The 18,135-nt window shown below is 42.3% G+C and carries 16 protein-coding genes and 11 tRNA genes; 22 read left to right on the forward strand and 5 right to left on the reverse strand.

What is annotated here, in order from left to right:
• Positions 1 to 26 precede the first annotated feature (26 nt).
• Genes prmC through hemA form a run of 3 tightly spaced genes read right to left on the reverse strand, consistent with a single transcriptional unit; the run spans position 27 to position 3,230 of the window.
• Positions 27 to 878 carry a peptide chain release factor N(5)-glutamine methyltransferase gene (prmC, locus tag PP2015_RS13425; protein WP_058030803.1) on the reverse strand — a complete coding sequence of 284 codons (852 nt, stop codon included), beginning with the start codon at positions 876 to 878 and terminating at the stop codon, positions 27 to 29.
• A 2-nt stretch (positions 879 to 880) separates the two neighbouring features.
• A complete protein-coding gene (gene prfA, locus PP2015_RS13430) occupies positions 881 to 1,966 on the reverse strand; it encodes a peptide chain release factor 1 (protein ID WP_058030804.1) in 1,086 nt (361 codons plus the stop codon).
• Between the two features lie 4 nt (positions 1,967 to 1,970).
• Positions 1,971 to 3,230 (reverse strand): glutamyl-tRNA reductase, encoded by a 1,260-nt coding sequence (hemA, locus tag PP2015_RS13435; protein ID WP_058030805.1) that lies wholly within the window; start codon positions 3,228 to 3,230, stop codon positions 1,971 to 1,973.
• Between the two features lie 85 nt (positions 3,231 to 3,315).
• Between hemA and lolB the strand changes: the two genes are divergently transcribed.
• The 17 genes from lolB (at position 3,316) to PP2015_RS13520 (ending at position 9,727) form a co-directional block, all read left to right on the forward strand.
• Complete coding sequence (gene lolB, locus PP2015_RS13440) at positions 3,316 to 3,909, forward strand: lipoprotein insertase outer membrane protein LolB (RefSeq protein ID WP_169792727.1); 594 nt, start codon at positions 3,316 to 3,318, stop codon at positions 3,907 to 3,909.
• Positions 3,902 to 4,750 (forward strand): 4-(cytidine 5'-diphospho)-2-C-methyl-D-erythritol kinase, encoded by an 849-nt coding sequence (ispE, locus tag PP2015_RS13445; protein ID WP_058030807.1) that lies wholly within the window; start codon positions 3,902 to 3,904, stop codon positions 4,748 to 4,750. The genes lolB and ispE overlap by 8 nt, the downstream gene beginning before the upstream one ends.
• A gap of 83 nt (positions 4,751 to 4,833) precedes the next feature.
• The gene (locus PP2015_RS13450; protein WP_058030808.1) at positions 4,834 to 5,781 is read left to right on the forward strand and encodes a ribose-phosphate pyrophosphokinase; all 948 of its coding nucleotides are present in this window, start codon (positions 4,834 to 4,836) and stop codon (positions 5,779 to 5,781) included.
• Between the two features lie 149 nt (positions 5,782 to 5,930).
• Positions 5,931 to 6,542 carry a 50S ribosomal protein L25/general stress protein Ctc gene (locus PP2015_RS13455; protein WP_058030809.1) on the forward strand — a complete coding sequence of 204 codons (612 nt, stop codon included), beginning with the start codon at positions 5,931 to 5,933 and terminating at the stop codon, positions 6,540 to 6,542.
• Positions 6,543 to 6,561: 19 nt separating this feature from the next.
• On the forward strand, positions 6,562 to 7,146 hold the full coding sequence (gene pth, locus PP2015_RS13460; RefSeq protein WP_058030810.1) for an aminoacyl-tRNA hydrolase: 585 nt from the start codon (positions 6,562 to 6,564) through the stop codon (positions 7,144 to 7,146).
• Positions 7,147 to 7,189: 43 nt separating this feature from the next.
• Positions 7,190 to 8,281, forward strand: coding sequence for a redox-regulated ATPase YchF (gene ychF, locus PP2015_RS13465; RefSeq protein WP_058030811.1), 1,092 nt, complete (start codon positions 7,190 to 7,192; stop codon positions 8,279 to 8,281).
• Between the two features lie 224 nt (positions 8,282 to 8,505).
• Positions 8,506 to 8,582 (forward strand) — tRNA-Met (locus tag PP2015_RS13470).
• A gap of 47 nt (positions 8,583 to 8,629) precedes the next feature.
• Positions 8,630 to 8,714: transfer RNA gene (locus PP2015_RS13475), tRNA-Leu, on the forward strand.
• A gap of 38 nt (positions 8,715 to 8,752) precedes the next feature.
• Positions 8,753 to 8,827 (forward strand) — tRNA-Gln (locus PP2015_RS13480).
• A 3-nt stretch (positions 8,828 to 8,830) separates the two neighbouring features.
• Positions 8,831 to 8,907: transfer RNA gene (locus tag PP2015_RS13485), tRNA-Met, on the forward strand.
• A gap of 20 nt (positions 8,908 to 8,927) precedes the next feature.
• Positions 8,928 to 9,012: transfer RNA gene (locus PP2015_RS13490), tRNA-Leu, on the forward strand.
• A 43-nt stretch (positions 9,013 to 9,055) separates the two neighbouring features.
• A tRNA-Gln gene (locus PP2015_RS13495) sits at positions 9,056 to 9,130 on the forward strand.
• A gap of 5 nt (positions 9,131 to 9,135) precedes the next feature.
• A tRNA-Leu gene (locus PP2015_RS13500) sits at positions 9,136 to 9,220 on the forward strand.
• 40 nt (positions 9,221 to 9,260) lie between these two features.
• Positions 9,261 to 9,335: transfer RNA gene (locus PP2015_RS13505), tRNA-Gln, on the forward strand.
• 79 nt (positions 9,336 to 9,414) lie between these two features.
• Positions 9,415 to 9,499 (forward strand) — tRNA-Leu (locus PP2015_RS13510).
• Positions 9,500 to 9,545: 46 nt separating this feature from the next.
• Positions 9,546 to 9,620 (forward strand) — tRNA-Gln (locus PP2015_RS13515).
• A 22-nt stretch (positions 9,621 to 9,642) separates the two neighbouring features.
• Positions 9,643 to 9,727 (forward strand) — tRNA-Leu (locus tag PP2015_RS13520).
• Positions 9,728 to 9,874: 147 nt separating this feature from the next.
• Here PP2015_RS13520 and PP2015_RS13525 read toward each other — a convergent pair.
• Entirely contained in the window at positions 9,875 to 11,038 is a 1,164-nt protein-coding gene (locus PP2015_RS13525) for an FAD-dependent oxidoreductase (RefSeq protein ID WP_058030812.1), read from the reverse strand.
• A 234-nt stretch (positions 11,039 to 11,272) separates the two neighbouring features.
• On the opposite strand from PP2015_RS13525, the gene miaB reads away from it, so the two are divergent.
• From miaB to lnt, 5 genes are read left to right on the forward strand one after another with little or no spacing between them, the layout of a single operon-like run.
• Positions 11,273 to 12,706: a tRNA (N6-isopentenyl adenosine(37)-C2)-methylthiotransferase MiaB gene (gene miaB, locus PP2015_RS13530; RefSeq protein WP_058030813.1), complete on the forward strand. Its 1,434-nt coding sequence runs from the start codon at positions 11,273 to 11,275 to the stop codon at positions 12,704 to 12,706.
• A gap of 55 nt (positions 12,707 to 12,761) precedes the next feature.
• Entirely contained in the window at positions 12,762 to 13,805 is a 1,044-nt protein-coding gene (locus tag PP2015_RS13535) for a PhoH family protein (protein WP_058030814.1), read from the forward strand.
• 5 nt (positions 13,806 to 13,810) lie between these two features.
• Complete coding sequence (gene ybeY, locus PP2015_RS13540) at positions 13,811 to 14,272, forward strand: rRNA maturation RNase YbeY (protein WP_058030815.1); 462 nt, start codon at positions 13,811 to 13,813, stop codon at positions 14,270 to 14,272.
• A gap of 43 nt (positions 14,273 to 14,315) precedes the next feature.
• Positions 14,316 to 15,194, forward strand: a complete 879-nt coding sequence (gene corC / locus PP2015_RS13545; protein ID WP_058030816.1) for a CNNM family magnesium/cobalt transport protein CorC — start codon at positions 14,316 to 14,318, stop codon at positions 15,192 to 15,194.
• A gap of 58 nt (positions 15,195 to 15,252) precedes the next feature.
• Positions 15,253 to 16,749, forward strand: coding sequence for an apolipoprotein N-acyltransferase (gene lnt / locus PP2015_RS13550; protein ID WP_083496651.1), 1,497 nt, complete (start codon positions 15,253 to 15,255; stop codon positions 16,747 to 16,749).
• A 105-nt stretch (positions 16,750 to 16,854) separates the two neighbouring features.
• On the opposite strand, the gene PP2015_RS13555 is transcribed toward lnt, so the two are convergent.
• Complete coding sequence (locus tag PP2015_RS13555) at positions 16,855 to 18,036, reverse strand: DUF5009 domain-containing protein (protein ID WP_058030818.1); 1,182 nt, start codon at positions 18,034 to 18,036, stop codon at positions 16,855 to 16,857.
• Positions 18,037 to 18,135 lie beyond the last annotated feature (99 nt).

The following is an 18,135-nucleotide window of genomic DNA, read 5'->3' on the forward strand; positions in this document are numbered from 1 at the left end:
GGGTCCTATTAATACACAGGGCTCTACTATCGCTTGCCTTGCCATTGGGCCATGGTTACTCGATCACAGCCTGCCATATCTTTTATAGTAAGTATATTGCTATACGCCATTTGTGCAAAAAACTCTTGTAATAACAGCGCTTGTTGATAACCATGCTCAATCAGCAAATATCCGTTCGGTGCCAGATATTGCCGCGCTTGCTCAATGATTAGCTTAATATCAGCCATACCATTATCTGGTGCAACTAATGCACTTTTTGGTTCAAAACGCACATCACCTTGGCTTAAATGCTCATCAAATTCATCAATATACGGCGGATTACTGACAATAAGATCAAATTGTTGATTTGGTACTGCACTGAACCAATCGCTTTGCATAATAGTGACATTATTCAAGGCGAGTTTTTGTTGATTTCGCTTCGCAAGCGCAACGGCTTGCTCAGAATAATCGACCGCAGTGACCTGCCAATTAGACTGCTCTGATGCCAGCGATAGTGCAATGGCGCCGGTGCCAGTCCCCAAATCAAGCATTTTTGCATTGGTAGGCAAATCTAAACTAAGCGCTTTTTCAACTAGGGTCTCGGTATCAGGTCTTGGAATTAACGTCGAGTTATTAACTTCGAGCTCTAAACTCCAAAACTCGCGCACACCGACTAAATGAGCGACAGGGTGGCCTGTTTCTCGTTCTGCGATCAGCTTCTCAAATGAACCCAATTGCACATCAGTAAGCTCAGCTTCAGGCCAAGTAAATAAATAGCTTTTGGGTTTATCAAGCACATAAAGTAGTAATACTTCAGCGTCTAGTTTAGGTGAGTCAGAGGTATTTCGAAGAGTTTGGGTTGCCCAAGCGATTGCTTGGGCGACTGTTAGGTTTGCCACGATTACTCGTCACCCATTGCTGCTAATAAGTCAGCTTGGTGTTCAAGTAATAATGGATCTATCACGGCACCCAGTTCACCAGCAACAATCTCATTCAGACGGTACAGTGTTAGGTTAATGCGGTGATCGGTAATACGACCTTGCGGGTAGTTATAAGTACGAATACGCTCTGAACGGTCACCACTACCTACAAGGTTACGACGTTCAGATGCCTCAGCTGCTTGACGTTTCTCGTCTTCAGCTTGCTGTAGGCGAGCACCTAGAACAGAAAGCGCTTTAGCACGGTTTTTGTGCTGAGAACGTTCATCCTGACATTCAACAACCACACCTGTCGGAATGTGTGTGATACGAATTGCAGAATCCGTTTTGTTAACGTGCTGACCACCGGCGCCCGATGCACGGAAGGTATCTACTTTTAAATCAGCTGGGTTAATTTGAATCGCTTCGGCTTCAGGGATTTCAGCCATCACAGCTACCGTACATGCTGACGTGTGAACACGGCCTTGAGATTCAGTTTCAGGCACACGTTGAACACGGTGCGCACCTGATTCGAACTTCAATTTACCGTAAACGCCTTCACCACTAATGTGCGCGATGACTTCTTTATAGCCACCATGTTCACCTTCATTGGTACTAACAACTTCAACTTTCCACTTTTGAGTTTCCGCGTAACGGCTGTACATGCGGAATAAATCACCAGCGAAAATTGCCGCTTCGTCACCACCTGTACCCGCACGTACTTCAAGATAAACATTGTTGTTATCTTTCGGATCTTTTGGCAGCATCAGAATTTGTAGCTCATCTTCAAGTGCTACAATGGCTGCTTTTGCTTCTTTGTATTCTTCTTGCGCCATCTCACGCATATCAGGATCTGAGTCCTTCAGCATTTCTTCAGCTGTCGCCACATCGTCTTGGGCTTGCTGGTAAGAAGCAAACGCTTTAACTACGTCTTCAAGTTCTGAGTATTCTTTTGATAAGGCACGGAAACGATTTTGATCGCCAATAACTTCTGGATCACTTAGCATCGCTTGCACTTCTTCATAGCGCTCGGCTAAGGTCTCTAATTTACGATATACAGACTCTTTCATTAATTTACTTTTCCTGCTCGATTCCTAATGTTTGTTTAAGCACCGCCAATTTATCGATATCACCCTCTTGCGCCGCGGCTTGTATTGCCCGTGTTGGTGCGTGAGTTAAACGATTCGTGAGCTTGTTAGCCAGTTCAAGCAACACTTTTTCGGCTGATTTGCCTGATTGTAGCTGATTTACAGCCTTTTCTACTAATTCTGTTTTTACTTCTTGCGCCGAGTCTCGATACTGTCGAATAACATCAATCGACCCTTGTGAACGTTGCCACTTTGCAAATTCATGGGTTTTTTGCAGAATGATTTCTTGTGCTTGTTCTGCCGCTTGCTCACGGCTTGCCATGTTTTCATTAACGATAGCTTGTAAGTCGTCCACCGAATAAAGGTAGGCGGCATCCAGCTCCCCAACCTGACTTTCAATATCTCGCGGCACGGCAATATCAACAAACAACATAGGCTTATAGCGTCGTTGCTTAAGAGCTTGCTCAACCATACCTTTGCCTATAATCGGCAAAGTACTAGCGGTTGAACTGATAACAATATCTGCGTCATGCAGTTTTTCAGGCAACTGAGCCAATGAAATTACATCAGCTTCAACCTCTTCAGCTAAATTTTTAGCACGCTCAATCGTTCTATTGGCAACCGTGATGGCTTTTGGGTGCTGTTGATATAAGTGTCTGGCTACCAATTCGATAGTCTCACCAGCACCGATTAATAGCACTTTGGTTTTATCTAGTTGACCATAGATATGCTTTGCTAAATTTACTGCTGCGTAAGCGACAGATACAGCACTGGCACCAATATCGGTCTCAGTTCTTACTTGCTTTGCAACTGAAAAGGTTTTTTGAAATAAACGCTCGAAAGTAGGTAACACACAGTCATGCTGTTTTGCACTGTTATAAGACTGTTTGATTTGTCCAAGTATCTGTGGCTCACCCAGCACTAAAGAATCTAAACCACAAGCCACGCGCATTAAATGATTTATGGCGTCTTGGTTTTGGTGAATGTAGACATTATCTTCAAGTTGTTCAGTGTCGATACAGTGAAAATCAGCTAACCATTTGAGAAGCGCTTGGGAATTGCTATGCTCAAGGCTACAATACAACTCAGTTCGGTTACAGGTCGAGACAATCACGGTCTCTTTAAACTGCTCAGAGCTCGCCAATTGCGACAATGCGTTTGATAATTGCTCAGGTGAGAACGCCACTTTTTCGCGTAATTCAACTGATGCTGTTTTGTGATTAATACCAAGTGCGATAATGGTCATAGCTACCAATAAATTGCTCGAGCCCTGCTAGAAAGCCGAGAATTTTATCAAACATCCTGCAAATATGGAAAGGAAGGAACAACATTTGAAACAAATTCATTTGATTTTGCTCATGTTTTTTTTATTTATCAGTGGCTGTGCCCAACGAATAACAGAGCAGGACGCACCCCAAACTGATTGGCGGTCGCAATTAGAGGCACAAAAAAACTGGAAAGCCAGTGGTAAAGTCGCATTTATTGCACCTAATGACAGACAGTCAGTCAATTTCAATTGGCAGCTTAAAAGTGGTCGTCAACACCTTATTTTATCTAGTTTTATCGGCACGCAATTACTTGAGCTAGTCGAGCATGAAAATCACAGTGAAATGGCCTATCAAGATGAGCAATATATTGATCAAAGCAGCAGTGAACTGATTGCTCGCTTGAGTGGTTTTCAATTACCTTTTGAAAAAGCACCACTTTGGCTAACCGGTGCGATTCGTAGTGATAATAACCAGTACGACCCTCAATCACGCCTTAAGTCTGCAAAGTGGACAGATGAACAAGGTAAAACATGGTTTATCAACTATCAAAGTTATCAAAGGGTTGATGACTTTTGGGTCCCAAAACGTATTTCACTTTCACAAGATAAATTAAGAATAAAGATTCAACTTAATTCATGGCAGTTTAATAATGAATAACTTAACTCTTACGGCTCCAGCAAAACTTAATCTGTTTTTACATATCAATAATCAACGTGAAGATGGCTATCATGAATTAGAGAGTCTGTTTACCTTTTTAGATTTTGGCGATGAATTAGAGTTCAACTTAACGGATGATGACCAAATTAGTATTATTGGTGATACCAATGACATTAAAACCGAAGACAATCTAATCTTTAAAGCGGCTCAAGCCTTATTACCATATAAGCAAAAAAATCAAGGCGTGACGATTAGTTTAAAAAAATGCTTGCCTATGGGCGGTGGTGTTGGTGGTGGTTCATCCGATGCTGCAACTACTTTATTGGCGTTAAATTCATTATGGCAATGTCACTTAGACCTACAAATTTTAGCTGAAATTGGCTTAACTCTGGGTGCCGATGTACCTGTATTCATCAATGGTAAAACCGCAATCGCCCAAGGAGTCGGTGAAAAACTCGACACAGTTGAGATTGAACATAAATGGTACTGTGTGGTGTTTCCAAATGTTCATATCAGTACTGCAAAAATCTTTACACACCCTGATTTACCAAGAAATACCCCTAAATTAACAAGCCAGTGGTACATACAAAATACAAGCAACGATTGTGAAGCTCTGGTTAAAAAGCTCTACCCCGAGGTTGAAAAGACCCTGCAGTGGTTGCTAAAATACGGGCCGTCAAGAATGACTGGGACGGGAGCGTGTTGTTTTGTCGAGCTAGACTCTGAGCAAAGCGCACGGCGTGTACTCTCTGAATTACCCAATGCTTGGCAAGGGTTTATCGCCCCAAGCCATGCTGTATCACTGGCCCATCGCCAGTTAGCGTCATGGCTTAAAGAGTAGAAGTAAAATTGTTTAAGTTAGCCTGTTTTGACAACGTCATAGCATGTTAGTCCAAAAAATTTCAGTGCCTGAGGAACCCTACCGTGCCTGACATGAAGCTCTTCGCTGGTAACGCAACGCCTGAGTTAGCTCAAAAAATTGCGAAACGTTTATTCATCGAGTTAGGTGATGCTGTTGTTGGTCGTTTTAGTGACGGCGAGATCAGTGTTCAAATCAATGAAAACGTACGTGGATCGGATGTTTTCATTATTCAATCAACCTGTGCCCCTACAAACGACAACTTAATGGAACTAATCGTGATGGTTGACGCTTTGCGTCGTGCATCAGCAGGTCGTATTACAGCTGTTATCCCTTACTTCGGTTATGCCCGTCAAGACCGTCGTGTTCGCTCAGCTCGTGTACCAATCACAGCTAAAGTAGTAGCAGACTTCCTTTCAAGCGTTGGTGTTGACCGCGTATTGACTGTAGACCTGCACGCAGAACAAATTCAAGGTTTCTTCGATGTGCCTGTAGACAACGTGTTTGGTAGCCCTGTACTACTTGACGACATGAAGTCTCGTGAATTTGATGATGTTGTGGTTGTATCTCCAGACATTGGTGGTGTTGTACGTGCTCGTGCAATTGCAAAATTACTAAATGATACTGATCTTGCTATCATCGACAAACGTCGTCCGAAAGCAAACGTATCTCAAGTTATGCACATCATTGGTGATGTAGAAGGCCGTGACTGTATCATCGTTGACGACATGATCGACACAGGTGGTACGTTATGTAAAGCAGCAGAAGCACTTAAAGAGCATGGCGCTAAACGCGTATTTGCTTATGCAACGCACCCTGTACTTTCTGGTGCTGCGGCAGAAAACCTTCGCAACTCTGTTATTGATGAAGTTATCGTAACTGACTCAATCACGTTAAGTGATGAGCTTCGTTCAATCGATAAAATTAAAGTATTGACCCTTGCAGACATGCTGGCTGAAACAATTCGCCGCATCAGCAACGAAGAGTCAATCTCGGCAATGTTTACACACTAAACAACGCCCACTTTAACAAAAAGCACCTTCGGGTGCTTTTTTTGTTTAATTTACCATCCAGCGGTGGTATAGTAGCGCGCCTTTTTAAGGTAGAGGATTTGGTCGCGAGTCCTCTAATCATTAATTTAACTTTTATTTTGGAGACATCCATGTCTAACGAATTATACACTTTAGAAGCAGAAGTACGTGAAGTTTTAGGTACTGGTGCGAGCCGCCGCCTACGTCACGCTGATAAAGTACCAGCGATCCTTTACGGTGCTGGTAAAGATGCAGTTGCTTTAACGCTTGACCACAACAAAGTAATCAAAGCACAAGAAGATGAAGGTTTCTACACTCACATCCTTACACTAAACATCGGTGGTGAGTCTGTTGAAGCGATCCTTAAAGACATCCAACGTCACCCGTTCAAGCCTAAAGTAACTCACTTAGACTTCCAACGTGTTGACGCTGCTCACAAGATCCACACTAAGGTTCCTGTACACTTCATCAACGAAGAAGCTGCTGCGAAAGGTGGTAACACTATCGCTCACCACGTAACTGAAATCGAAATCACTTGTTTACCAGCTCAACTTCCTGAGTTCGTAGAAGTAGACGTAGCTGCAATCGAAGTTGGTGCAACTGTACACCTTTCTGATGTAGCTCTACCTGCAGGTGTTGTTTCAGTAGAACTAGCTAAAGGTGCAGACCACGACCAAGCAGTTGTTACTGTAAACGCTCCTAAAGGCGCTGCTTCTGAAGAAGCTGAAGAAGCTGCAGAATAATTTCTAAGGTGTTAGCACCTTGAATACTATTCAAATGCTTGTGGGCCTGGCTAATCCAGGCCCCGAATATGCTCAAACCCGTCATAATGCCGGTGCGTGGTTCATCGAAGAACTGGCAAAACGCTACAATTGCATCCTCAAACCTGACTCAAAGCATCACGGCCTTACTGGCAAAGTCATAATCAACAACCAAGAATTCAAACTGCTTATTCCTACAACTTATATGAATTTAAGTGGTAAAGCGGTATCAAGCCTTGCTAATTTTTATAAAATCCCAGCTGAAAATATTTTAGTTGCCCATGACGAAATGGACATGGAACCGGGGATCGCCAAAATTAAAAAAGGCGGTGGTCACGGTGGTCACAATGGCTTGAAAGACATTATTGCTAAAATGGGCAATAACAAAGAATTTATGCGTTTACGTGTTGGTATTGGTCACCCTGGTCACAGAGATAAAGTAACAGGCTGGGTTTTAGGTAAAGCACCTCAAGCTGACCAAGAAAAAATCGACGCTGTGGTTGATGAAGCTGTTCGCTGTATGGAAATTTTAGCAAAAGACGGTGTGTTAAAAGCACAAAACAGACTACATTCATTTAAGCCGTAAGATCGCTTACGGCAACAATTTGATTAACTGAAGGTTCAAAATTATGGGTTTTAAATGTGGCATTGTAGGTTTACCTAACGTTGGTAAATCAACCCTATTTAATGCATTAACTAAAGCGGGAATTGAAGCCGCAAACTTTCCGTTTTGTACAATCGAACCAAACACAGGCGTTGTTGCCGTGCCAGATCCCCGTTTAGACCAACTGGCTGAGATTGTTAATCCTCAAAAAACAATCGCAACAACCATGGAGTTCGTTGATATTGCAGGTCTTGTAAAAGGCGCGTCAAAAGGTGAAGGTTTAGGCAACCAATTCCTTGCTAATATTCGTGAAACAGATGCCATTGGTCATGTTGTTCGTTGTTTTGAAGATGAAAACATTGTACACGTATCTGGCCAAGTAAATCCGGCTGATGATATTGACGTTATCAACACAGAACTTGTTTTAGCAGACATGGAAGCTGCGGATCGCGCTGCTCAACGTAATGCTAAAAAAGCGAAAGGCGGCGATAAAGAAGCAAAATTCCAGAACGAAGTACTAGAAAAAGTGAAAGCCCATTTAGATGAAGGCTTAACACTGCGTTCTTTAGAGCTTAGTAAAGAAGAACTCGCTGCTATTAAGCCGCTCAACTTCTTAACAATTAAGCCAACCATGTATATTGCGAACGTTACTGAGGATGGTTTTGAAAATAACCCATTCTTAGAGCAAGTTCGTGAGATTGCTGCAAACGAAGATGCTGTTGTGATCCCAGTGTGTGCTGCAATTGAATCTGAGCTTTCAGAGCTAGAAGAAGAAGATAAGTTAGAGTTTATGGCTGATCTTGGTCTTGAAGAACCAGGTCTTAACCTTGTGATCCGTGGTGGTTACGAGCTACTTAAATTGCAGACTTACTTCACTGCTGGTGTAAAAGAAGTACGTGCATGGACTATCCCTGTAGGTGCAACAGCACCACAAGCTGCAGGTAAGATCCACACAGACTTCGAGCGTGGCTTTATTCGTGCGCAGACAATTGGTTTTGACGATTATATCGAATTCAAAGGCGAAAGCGGTGCGAAAGACGCAGGTAAAATGCGCCAAGAAGGTAAAGAATACATTGTTAAAGATGGTGACGTAATGAACTTCCTGTTCAACGTTTAATCATTTTAACTGAGTGTTTTGAAAAGGAGACTTGATGTCTCCTTTTTTGTTTCCTAAAAACAGCTAAGTTTTTATCTTTTTATGGTTCATATTCAGCCATTTCGCGCAATTAATCTGCAAAAGAACTTTAATGACAACTTTTTTGCAAAAAAGGTGTTGACGAGTTTGGAGCATATCAGCATAATACGCCCCGCACCAGCGATGGTGACACACTAAAAAGAGATGGCTATGTAGCTCAGCTGGTTAGAGCACATCACTCATAATGATGGGGTCCCCTGTTCAAATCAGGGCATAGCCACCATGCTTTTTAGAGTTGATTAGCAACTATAAAACTAACTACCCTGTAGTGCGGAAGTGGCGGAATTGGTAGACGCGCTGGATTTAGGTTCCAGTATCTTCGGATGTGAGAGTTCAAGTCTCTCCTTCCGCACCATGTTCTCGATTAGAACTAAAACAATCAACTACCTTAGTTGGAGTATCGCCAAGCGGTAAGGCAGCGGGTTTTGATCCCGCCATTCCCAGGTTCAAATCCTGGTACTCCAGCCAAATGGCTATGTAGCTCAGCTGGTTAGAGCACATCACTCATAATGATGGGGTCCCCTGTTCAAATCAGGGCATAGCCACCATTTTCTTCTAAAGAAAATATGCGGAAGTGGCGGAATTGGTAGACGCGCTGGATTTAGGTTCCAGTATCTTCGGATGTGAGAGTTCAAGTCTCTCCTTCCGCACCATGTTCTTAAAGCTTGAACTAAAAAAGCTTTTACTACCTTTAGTTGGAGTATCGCCAAGCGGTAAGGCAGCGGGTTTTGATCCCGCCATTCCCAGGTTCAAATCCTGGTACTCCAGCCAACATTGCGGAAGTGGCGGAATTGGTAGACGCGCTGGATTTAGGTTCCAGTATCTTCGGATGTGAGAGTTCAAGTCTCTCCTTCCGCACCATGTTCTTGATTAGAACTAAAATAATCAAACTACCTTTAGTTGGAGTATCGCCAAGCGGTAAGGCAGCGGGTTTTGATCCCGCCATTCCCAGGTTCAAATCCTGGTACTCCAGCCAACTTTTCTGAAGTTGAGGAATTGGCAGATGTCTTGAAATAGACGCTGGATTTAGGTTCCAAAATACTCCAGATAATATTGCGGAAGTGGCGGAATTGGTAGACGCGCTGGATTTAGGTTCCAGTATCTTCGGATGTGAGAGTTCAAGTCTCTCCTTCCGCACCATGTTCTTGTAAGTTTGAACGAAAATAACTTATCTTATCCTTGATGTTGGAGTATCGCCAAGCGGTAAGGCAGCGGGTTTTGATCCCGCCATTCCCAGGTTCAAATCCTGGTACTCCAGCCAATCTCTTACGAGAAAAAACATTGCGGAAGTGGCGGAATTGGTAGACGCGCTGGATTTAGGTTCCAGTATCTTCGGATGTGAGAGTTCAAGTCTCTCCTTCCGCACCATGTTTTCTAAAATAATCTAGTTATCCTACCCTTTAAATAAATCATCAATAATTTCCCAATTTATGTTTTATACCTTTTTTCTCGCATATTTTTTACACGCATAAAAAAAGCGAACCTTAGTCCGCTTCAATCAAAGAAATTTACAGCTTAAAAATCACCGCCCATGGCATGCTTTAACACTTGTTTCTTTAGCACACCTGCATTGTCAGCCACTTTTAATGCTAAATTGCGAAGATGCTTTAATGGTTTTATATCATTCGAGAAACCAAAGTAACACGCATCCATCATGCTCATCATCGCCAAATTATCTAAACGACGTTTTTTCTCATATTTATGCAAAGCTAAAGGGCAACCGAAATCGTCTGTCGATTCTAATGCTTCGGCTAGTGCAGCGACGTCTTTAAAGCCTAGGTTAACTCCCTGTCCTGCCAATGGGTTAATCGTGTGGGCTGCATCTCCCACAAGTACAACTCTACCTTGTGAATAAGTATTAGCATGTTGCCTAGAAAGCGGAAATACCGCCTTTTCTTCAACACTAAAATCGCCAGGCAACGCAAAGAAGTTTGACTGAATTTCAGCTTTTAATTGCTCATTCGATAATTGTTTCAATCGAGCAAGCTCAGCGCTATCGTGATACCAAATTAAATTGGCATACGGTGCGTGCATAGGCAGAAACGCAATTGGGCCAGTCTGTTTAAATTGCTGCCATGTTTTTGTTTGCTGCGGAGCATCAATTTTGATTAGTACACCCATACAACTTTGTTGATATTGCCAGCCTGTAACACCTATTCCAACTAAATGTCTTACCTGTGAGCGACCACCATCAGCGGCAACAAGTAAATCAGCGGTATAAGTTTTGTTTTTATAGTGCAGTGTAACGGTATCATCAGATTGCGTTATGCTCATTGGTAAACCATCAACTTGCTCAACTTGTATTTGCCATTGCTCAAACTGCGCCCATAAACTGGCTTGTGTTAAGCTGTTCTCAATAAGGTGACCAAGGTGACTCGTGCCCACTTCTTCACTATCAAATAACAATGAGTTTTGTACAGACTCATAGGCTTCTAGTTGGGTATAAGGGGCAATTCTATTTTCTCTGAGTAAAGGCATTGCACCTAACTCATCAAGTAAAGCTTCTGAAAAGCGGTTGATGGCAGAAATTCGAATATCAATTTTTTCACTCGTAAGCACAGCATGAGGGTCGATACATTGTTGCTCTAAAATTGTTACCGATGCGCCCTGTTTTGCTAACTTAATTGCTGTAGCTGCACCGACCATGCCGCCACCGACTATAACCACCTTGTTTTTCATCTATTTTGCCTCTTAAAAACAATGCCAGCATTGTACCGCAAGCAATACTAATTTGTCTGACTGTAATGCGCAAAATACGTTTCAATTTGATCACGCTTTGCAAAGTTAAAAACTATACTTGGCTAGATGTGCTTGGTCATATAAAATACGCGTCCTTTAAGTTGTGCGTATACTTTTTAGGTCTAAGCAAGTGGCCTAAATCAGAGTCCGAATTGAAAACGAGGCAATATTTCAATGAGTAAAAAATTGCATATTAAAACCTGGGGTTGTCAGATGAACGAGTACGACTCGCAGAAGATGGCTGACCTGTTAGATGCAACCAATGGTTATGAAGTAACCGAAGAAGCTGAACAAGCTGATGTTATCTTACTCAACACCTGTTCAATTCGTGAAAAAGCACAAGAAAAAGTGTTCCATCAACTGGGTCGTTGGAAGCTATTAAAAGATGACAACCCAGATCTAGTTATTGGTGTGGGTGGTTGTGTAGCATCGCAAGAAGGCGACACGATTCGTCAACGCGCACCGTTTGTTGATATCGTATTCGGCCCGCAAACATTGCACCGTTTACCTGAGATGATCAAGCAAGTACAAAGCAAGCAAGGTGCAGTTGTTGATATTTCATTCCCTGAAATTGAAAAGTTTGACCGTCTACCTGAGCCTAAAGCGGAAGGCCCTACGGCATTCGTTTCTATTATGGAAGGCTGTTCTAAATACTGTACTTTCTGTGTTGTACCTTACACTCGTGGTGAAGAAGTAAGTCGTCCGTTAGATGACGTATTACTAGAAGTTGCACAGCTTGCTGAGCAAGGTGTACGTGAAGTTAACCTACTTGGCCAAAACGTAAATGCATTCCGCGGTGAAATGCACGACGGTGAAATCTGTTACTTCTCAGATCTACTTCGTTACGTTGCTGCCATTGATGGTATTGACCGTATTCGATACACCACATCTCACCCAGTTGAATTCACGCCTGACATTATTGAAGCGTACGCGGATGTACCAGAGCTGGTAGACCACTTACACTTACCGGTACAAAGTGGCTCTGACCGTGTTCTTAATCTTATGAAACGTGGTCACACAGCCTTAGAATACAAATCAACCATTCGTAAGCTTCGTAAGATCCGCCCTAACCTGTCAATGTCTTCTGACTTCATCATTGGTTTCCCGGGTGAAACGAGTGCTGACTTTGAAGCAACAATGAATCTGATCAATGACATTGGTTTTGATATGAGCTTCAGCTTTATCTATTCAGCGCGCCCAGGTACCCCTGCGGCAGATTTGCCTGATGATGTTTCTGAACAAGAGAAGAAAGAGCGTCTATACATTCTTCAAAACCGTATCAACCAGATGTCTCAAGACATCAGTCGTAAGATGTTTGATACTGAGCAGCGTATTTTGGTTGAAGGTCCATCGAAGAAAAACCCAATGGAATTGCGCGGTCGTACCGAAAACAACCGTGTTGTGAACTTTGAAGGTCCTCATTCAGTGATCGGTCAGTTCGTTGATGTACGTATTACCGAAGCTTTACCTAACTCTTTACGTGGTGAGCTAATTCGTACAGAATCAGAAATGAATTTAAGGAAAGATGTTGCACCTGCCGATATTTTAAATCGTGCGCCGTCGGAACCCGAAGCCGATGAGTTAGGTGTTGCAACCTTTACACCTTAGTTAAATACAGATTGCGCCAGCACTTTTGCTGGCGCGGTTGTTACAGGAAGCAATTTTGAGCAGTCAACTAAAGAATATTGAGTTTTATTTAGAGCCCGCCGACAACGTTCGCCTTTCATCACTTTGCGGCCCTTTTGACGAGAATTTAAAACAAATAGAACGTCGCCTAGGGGTTGAAATCACACACAGAGACAACTGGTTTAAAGTGACTGGACAACCTGTTCAAGCTAAAGCCGCAACCGATATCGTAAAAGGTTTATACATTGATACTCTGCCTGTTCGTGGCGAAGTAAATGAAATTGAACCTGATAACGTGCACTTAGCGATCACTGAAGCAAATTGTCTAGAGCAAGATGTACCGAGTGTATGGAACGAAGAGGTTTATATTAAAACCCGCCGTGGTGTGATTAAGCCTCGCAATCCGAATCAAAGTCAGTATGTGGCTAATATTCTTCGTCATGATATCAGTTTTGGTATTGGTCCTGCTGGTACTGGTAAAACCTACCTTGCAGTTGCCGCTGCTGTAGATGCACTAGAACGTCAAGAAATTCGACGCATCTTATTAACTCGCCCTGCGGTTGAAGCAGGTGAAAAACTTGGTTTCTTACCTGGCGATTTAACACAAAAAATCGACCCATACCTGCGTCCACTCTATGACGCATTGTTTGAAATGCTTGGTTTTGAAAAAGTTGAACGCTTAATAGAAAAAAATGTCATAGAAGTTGCGCCGCTTGCCTATATGCGTGGTCGAACGCTTAATGATGCCTTTATCATTCTGGATGAAAGCCAAAACACCACCACAGAACAAATGAAAATGTTCTTAACGCGTATCGGCTTTAATTCAAAAGCGGTGATCACAGGTGACATTACGCAAGTTGATTTACCTCGTGGTGCGCGCTCTGGTCTTCGTCATGCTATTGAAGTACTGAGTGATGTCGATGAGATTTCATTTAATTTCTTCAAGTCACATGATGTTGTTCGCCACCCAGTTGTGGCACGTATTGTTGAAGCATACGAGAAGAAAGAAGAATCTGAGCGAAAAGAAAAGGCCGAAAAAGAACGCCTTCGTAAAGAAGCTAAAGCGAATCAAGCTGAGTAACGAACATGAGCGTTGAATTAGATTTACAAATTGCCTGTGAGTTTGAAGATTTACCTTCACATGAACAGTTTGAATTATGGGCTGACAAAGCCCTATCTGCGTATCGTGAACATGCAGAATTAACGATTCGTATTGCTGATGAAGCTGAAAGCCAAGAGCTTAACAGCCAGTATCGTGGCAAAGACAAGCCAACTAATGTGCTATCTTTTCCATTTGATGCGCCTCCAGGCATTGAACTTCCTCTTGTTGGCGACTTAATTATTTGCCCACAAGTTGTGAAAGCAGAGTCTATAGAGCAAGAAAAAAGCTTTCATGAGCACTTTGCTCATATGACAATTCATGGTTGCTTGCATTTACTTGGATTTGACCATATAAATGAACAAGACGCCGTTGAGATGGAAGGCATCGAAAAAACATTATTAGCCGAATTGGGCATAGACGATCCTTATCGCGATGATGCTTACTAAATTCGACTAACAGAATTTTATTTAATTGGAGATATAAAAAGAAATGAGCGACGATAACTCGCAAAGTAGTCAGGGTTCTGCTGGCAAAAGCTGGCTAGGACGCATTACCCAGATGCTGCAAGGAGAACCCCAAAATAAAGAAGAGCTGGTTGAAGTCATCGCTGATGCGCAAGAGCGTGCACTCATCGACCCTGAGACCAAAGACATGATGGAAGGCGTATTAAGCGTCTCTGAACTTAAAGTTCGCGATATCATGATCCCTCGCTCTCAAATGATTACTTTAGATGTAGATGAGTCTCTAGAGCATCAACTACCGATTATGGTTGAGTCATCACACTCTCGCTTTCCTGTGATCTGTGAAGACAAAGACCATGTTGAAGGTATTTTACTGGCTAAAGACTTACTGCCGCTGATTTTGGATAAATCTGATGCCCTACCTGCATTAAGAGAATATCTTCGCCCAGCTATTGTGGTACCAGAGAGTAAGCGTGTTGACACCTTGCTAAATGAGTTTCGCCAAAAGCGTTACCATATGGCTATTGTTATCGATGAGTATGGCGGCGTATCAGGTTTAGTAACCATCGAAGACATTTTAGAAACCATCGTTGGCGAAATCGAAGACGAGCATGATGACGATGAAGAGCACGACGATATTCGTCAGTTGTCAAAGCATGTATTCACTGTACAAGCTTTAACGCCTCTTGATGAATTTAATTCGTTTTTTAATACTGATTACGATACACAAGAAGCCGATACCATTGGCGGTATTATACTTCATGCCTTTGGTCATATGCCGAGTCGTGGTGAAACAATCGACATCGAACCGCTACAGTTTAAAGTCACTAACTCTGATAATCGTCGTATTATTCAACTTCAAGTAACAGTACCAAAGACTGAAACTACCGAAGATCACGTTGAGTAAGCTGTTTTCCCTCTTTTCTAACAAACATGCTTGGCTTGCATTTTTTGCAGGCCTTGCCATGACTTTTAGCTATGCGCCATTTAGCCTATGGCCCATTGCTATTTTTGCACTCGTTGCGGCTTGTTATGTAACCGATAAACAGTCTGCCCGAAGCGCAGCCAAATATGGCTTTGCTTTTGGTTTTGGCTGGTTTGCACTTGGTATAAGCTGGGTGCATGTCTCTATAGCTCAGTTTGGTGGATTACCTTTACCAGTTTCTTTGTTACTGATGGGTTTGCTCTGTGCCTATTTAGCAATTTACCCTGCGCTGGCTTTTGCATTTGCAACTAGGTTTAGCCAAAGCGCGTGGCAAAGGATCGCATTATTAATAGTCGGCTTTGCTATTACCGAATTTTTACGTGGCAAGTTACTAACTGGCTTTCCATGGCTCAGTTTTGGTTATGCGTTTACTGATTCACCACTTAATCTCTTTGCGCCTTTAATTGGCGAGTTTGGCTTAACTTTATTGACTGTGTTTATTGCTAGTAGCATTTATTACAGTATTAAAGAAAAACATGCTTCTTTTTCTCTTTATACATTTGGTGCTTTGCTGTGTTTATACCTTACGAGTAACTTCACGGTATCTACTACGCACTCTGATAAGCGCATTTCAACTTTACTTGTTCAAGGTAACATTCAACAGAGTTTGCGTTGGGAGCCAGAACAGTTTTGGCCAACCATGTCAAAATACCGAGATATGACCCGGGTTGAATGGCATGACACAGACCTAGTCGTCTGGCCTGAAGCTGCTATTCCAGAAATAGAAGATTTAGCGGCACCATTCTTAGAAGGGCTAGATAAAGCTGCCGCATTTAACAATACCGCAGTTATCACTGGTATCCCTGATTATCAATTTGATACCAAGGCAGTCTACAACACGCTTATTGTGTTAGGTAAGAAATACTCAGACTCAAGTGATGGTCACTACAATTATTTGCATTCAAACAGATATCAAAAGCATCAGCTTCTTCCTATTGGTGAGTTTGTACCATTTGAAGATATTCTCAGGCCGTTAGCCCCTTTGTTTAACCTCGCTATGTCCTCGTTTTCTCGTGGTGAGCGCGTACAAAACAACCTCATAGCTAATGGCTTACATATTCTGCCGGCTATTTGCTACGAAATCGTATTTAGCGATTTAGTTCGCGACAACTTCACAGAGCAATCTGATATTCTCTTTACAGTCAGTAATGACGCTTGGTTTGGGGATTCTCACGGCCCCCATCAGCATATGCAAATTGCAAGAATGCGTGCCCTAGAACTGCAAAGGCCGCTTGTTCGCGTGACCAATAACGGTATTACGGGCGTCTATGACCCCATCTCTCAAACTGAGCAAACAATACCGCAGTTTGAAGCGACGGTGCTCAAAACTGACTTACAGCTGATTAAAGGGTTGAGCCCTTTTAGTAAATATGGCCATTTGCCTATCTGGATTTTGGTCGGGCTTTTATCTATTTGTGTCTTTTTACCACGTTTGAAAACAAGCATAGCAAACAAATTTGAAAGGAATTTTTTCTAAAGCACATCATACAATTCCTCAAAATAGATCCCTTAATTAAGAGGTTAGTATCACATAATAAAGGCGGCTAATAAGCCGCCTTTGAGTTAGGGCTTTGCTAGAGCTTTAAAGCTTTAATCTCACACCAAGCTTGTTTAAGCCAGTCACAACAAACATCATCATCACTGCAAACCCTAGGCTCCACAGAATCCCCATTAAGCCACTGCTCATAAACTCAGGCCTTGCTGGAATTGATAGCAACTGTAGCGCTGCAATTAAAATATAGGGCAAGATATAGATTAATAATGGGTTATTTGCCGCTGGTTCAAATACCTTGCACCAATCAGTCTGTGCCTTTAACTCAACGATGTAATAAATAACACCAAAGATCAGTGCACAGAAGAAGATACTCATGAATGCCCAACTTGGCGTTGCCCATATCTTAGAAACTGGCCAATGCCACCAGCTCAACAAGGTAAGTGCGCCACTAATAACTACAAAAGCAAAATAGTTGAACCACTTTTTATCAATTAATTTAGCGTGATAAAAAATTAAGCTCATCACCACACCTGCTAACACTATCGTCGCATGGGTATGGTTTCGGTTATCTTCGACAAGTCGGTCAAGCACACCGTTAATACCGCTTAAGTGTTCTATAACAAAATATAACGCGACAAATGCAAGACTGGCTGCAATCAATTTGATGACATCTTGTTTAGTAAATAAATAAACTGCCACGCTGAAAAAAAACGCCCAGCCAATTAAGCCTAAGATCCCCCACCATTGAGGTGTCATACCACCATAAGGACCGTCATAAATAAATGCCAACACAATAAGACCAATTATGCCTAAATATTTACAGCCTTTGACTAATACACTTGAAAGGTGTTTTGGATAGTGACTCCATATGAGTAGTACACAGGCGTACATCAACAAAGTCCAAAGCGGCATAGATATCAGCATTTTGCTTTCGTCATAACCATATATGGTGTTTACCATAAACAAGCCGATTACGATTAATCCGAGCGCTCTGAAGGCTGAATCAATCAATAAACGTTTTGAGCTCGCCCCTTTTACAGTTTTTGCTTGTGTTGAAAATGGAATAGACATGCCCACAATAAATAAGAATGCTGGGAATACTAAATCTACAAATGTCATGGCGTTCGCATCGGCTGGCATATGCGTCATCCAAGAAGGAATATTTTTGATTGCGGCAAGTTCGTTCACAAATACCATGGTGAGGATCGTCAAACCACGGAAAACATCGATAGCCAAAATGCGACGGTTAGGTAAGCTGTGCTCGGTCATTTATTTCTCTCTTATCAATAGCCGCTCAAAGCTACCTAAAGCAAAACAAAGCTGCAATTAAACACTACAAATCGCAAATAAAATAAACCGAAAATTATG

The sequence above is a fragment of the Pseudoalteromonas phenolica genome (genome assembly GCF_001444405.1).
In the GTDB taxonomy this organism is placed as follows: domain Bacteria; phylum Pseudomonadota; class Gammaproteobacteria; order Enterobacterales; family Alteromonadaceae; genus Pseudoalteromonas; species Pseudoalteromonas phenolica.

What these genes read in the sequence shown, in the direction of transcription:
- prfA (WP_058030804.1), bottom strand. Translation starts at nt 1,966, where the DNA reads ATGAAAGAGTCTGTATATCGTAAATTAGAGACCTTAGCCGAGCGCTAT.
- ispE (WP_058030807.1), top strand. Translation starts at nt 3,902, where the DNA reads ATGAATAACTTAACTCTTACGGCTCCAGCAAAACTTAATCTGTTTTTA.
- hemA (WP_058030805.1), bottom strand. Translation starts at nt 3,230, where the DNA reads ATGACCATTATCGCACTTGGTATTAATCACAAAACAGCATCAGTTGAA.
- PP2015_RS13455 (WP_058030809.1), top strand. Translation starts at nt 5,931, where the DNA reads ATGTCTAACGAATTATACACTTTAGAAGCAGAAGTACGTGAAGTTTTA.
- corC (WP_058030816.1), top strand. Translation starts at nt 14,316, where the DNA reads ATGAGCGACGATAACTCGCAAAGTAGTCAGGGTTCTGCTGGCAAAAGC.
- ychF (WP_058030811.1), top strand. Translation starts at nt 7,190, where the DNA reads ATGGGTTTTAAATGTGGCATTGTAGGTTTACCTAACGTTGGTAAATCA.
- lnt (WP_083496651.1), top strand. Translation starts at nt 15,253, where the DNA reads ATGACTTTTAGCTATGCGCCATTTAGCCTATGGCCCATTGCTATTTTT.
- miaB (WP_058030813.1), top strand. Translation starts at nt 11,273, where the DNA reads ATGAGTAAAAAATTGCATATTAAAACCTGGGGTTGTCAGATGAACGAG.
- PP2015_RS13525 (WP_058030812.1), bottom strand. Translation starts at nt 11,038, where the DNA reads ATGAAAAACAAGGTGGTTATAGTCGGTGGCGGCATGGTCGGTGCAGCT.
- PP2015_RS13555 (WP_058030818.1), bottom strand. Translation starts at nt 18,036, where the DNA reads ATGACCGAGCACAGCTTACCTAACCGTCGCATTTTGGCTATCGATGTT.
- ybeY (WP_058030815.1), top strand. Translation starts at nt 13,811, where the DNA reads ATGAGCGTTGAATTAGATTTACAAATTGCCTGTGAGTTTGAAGATTTA.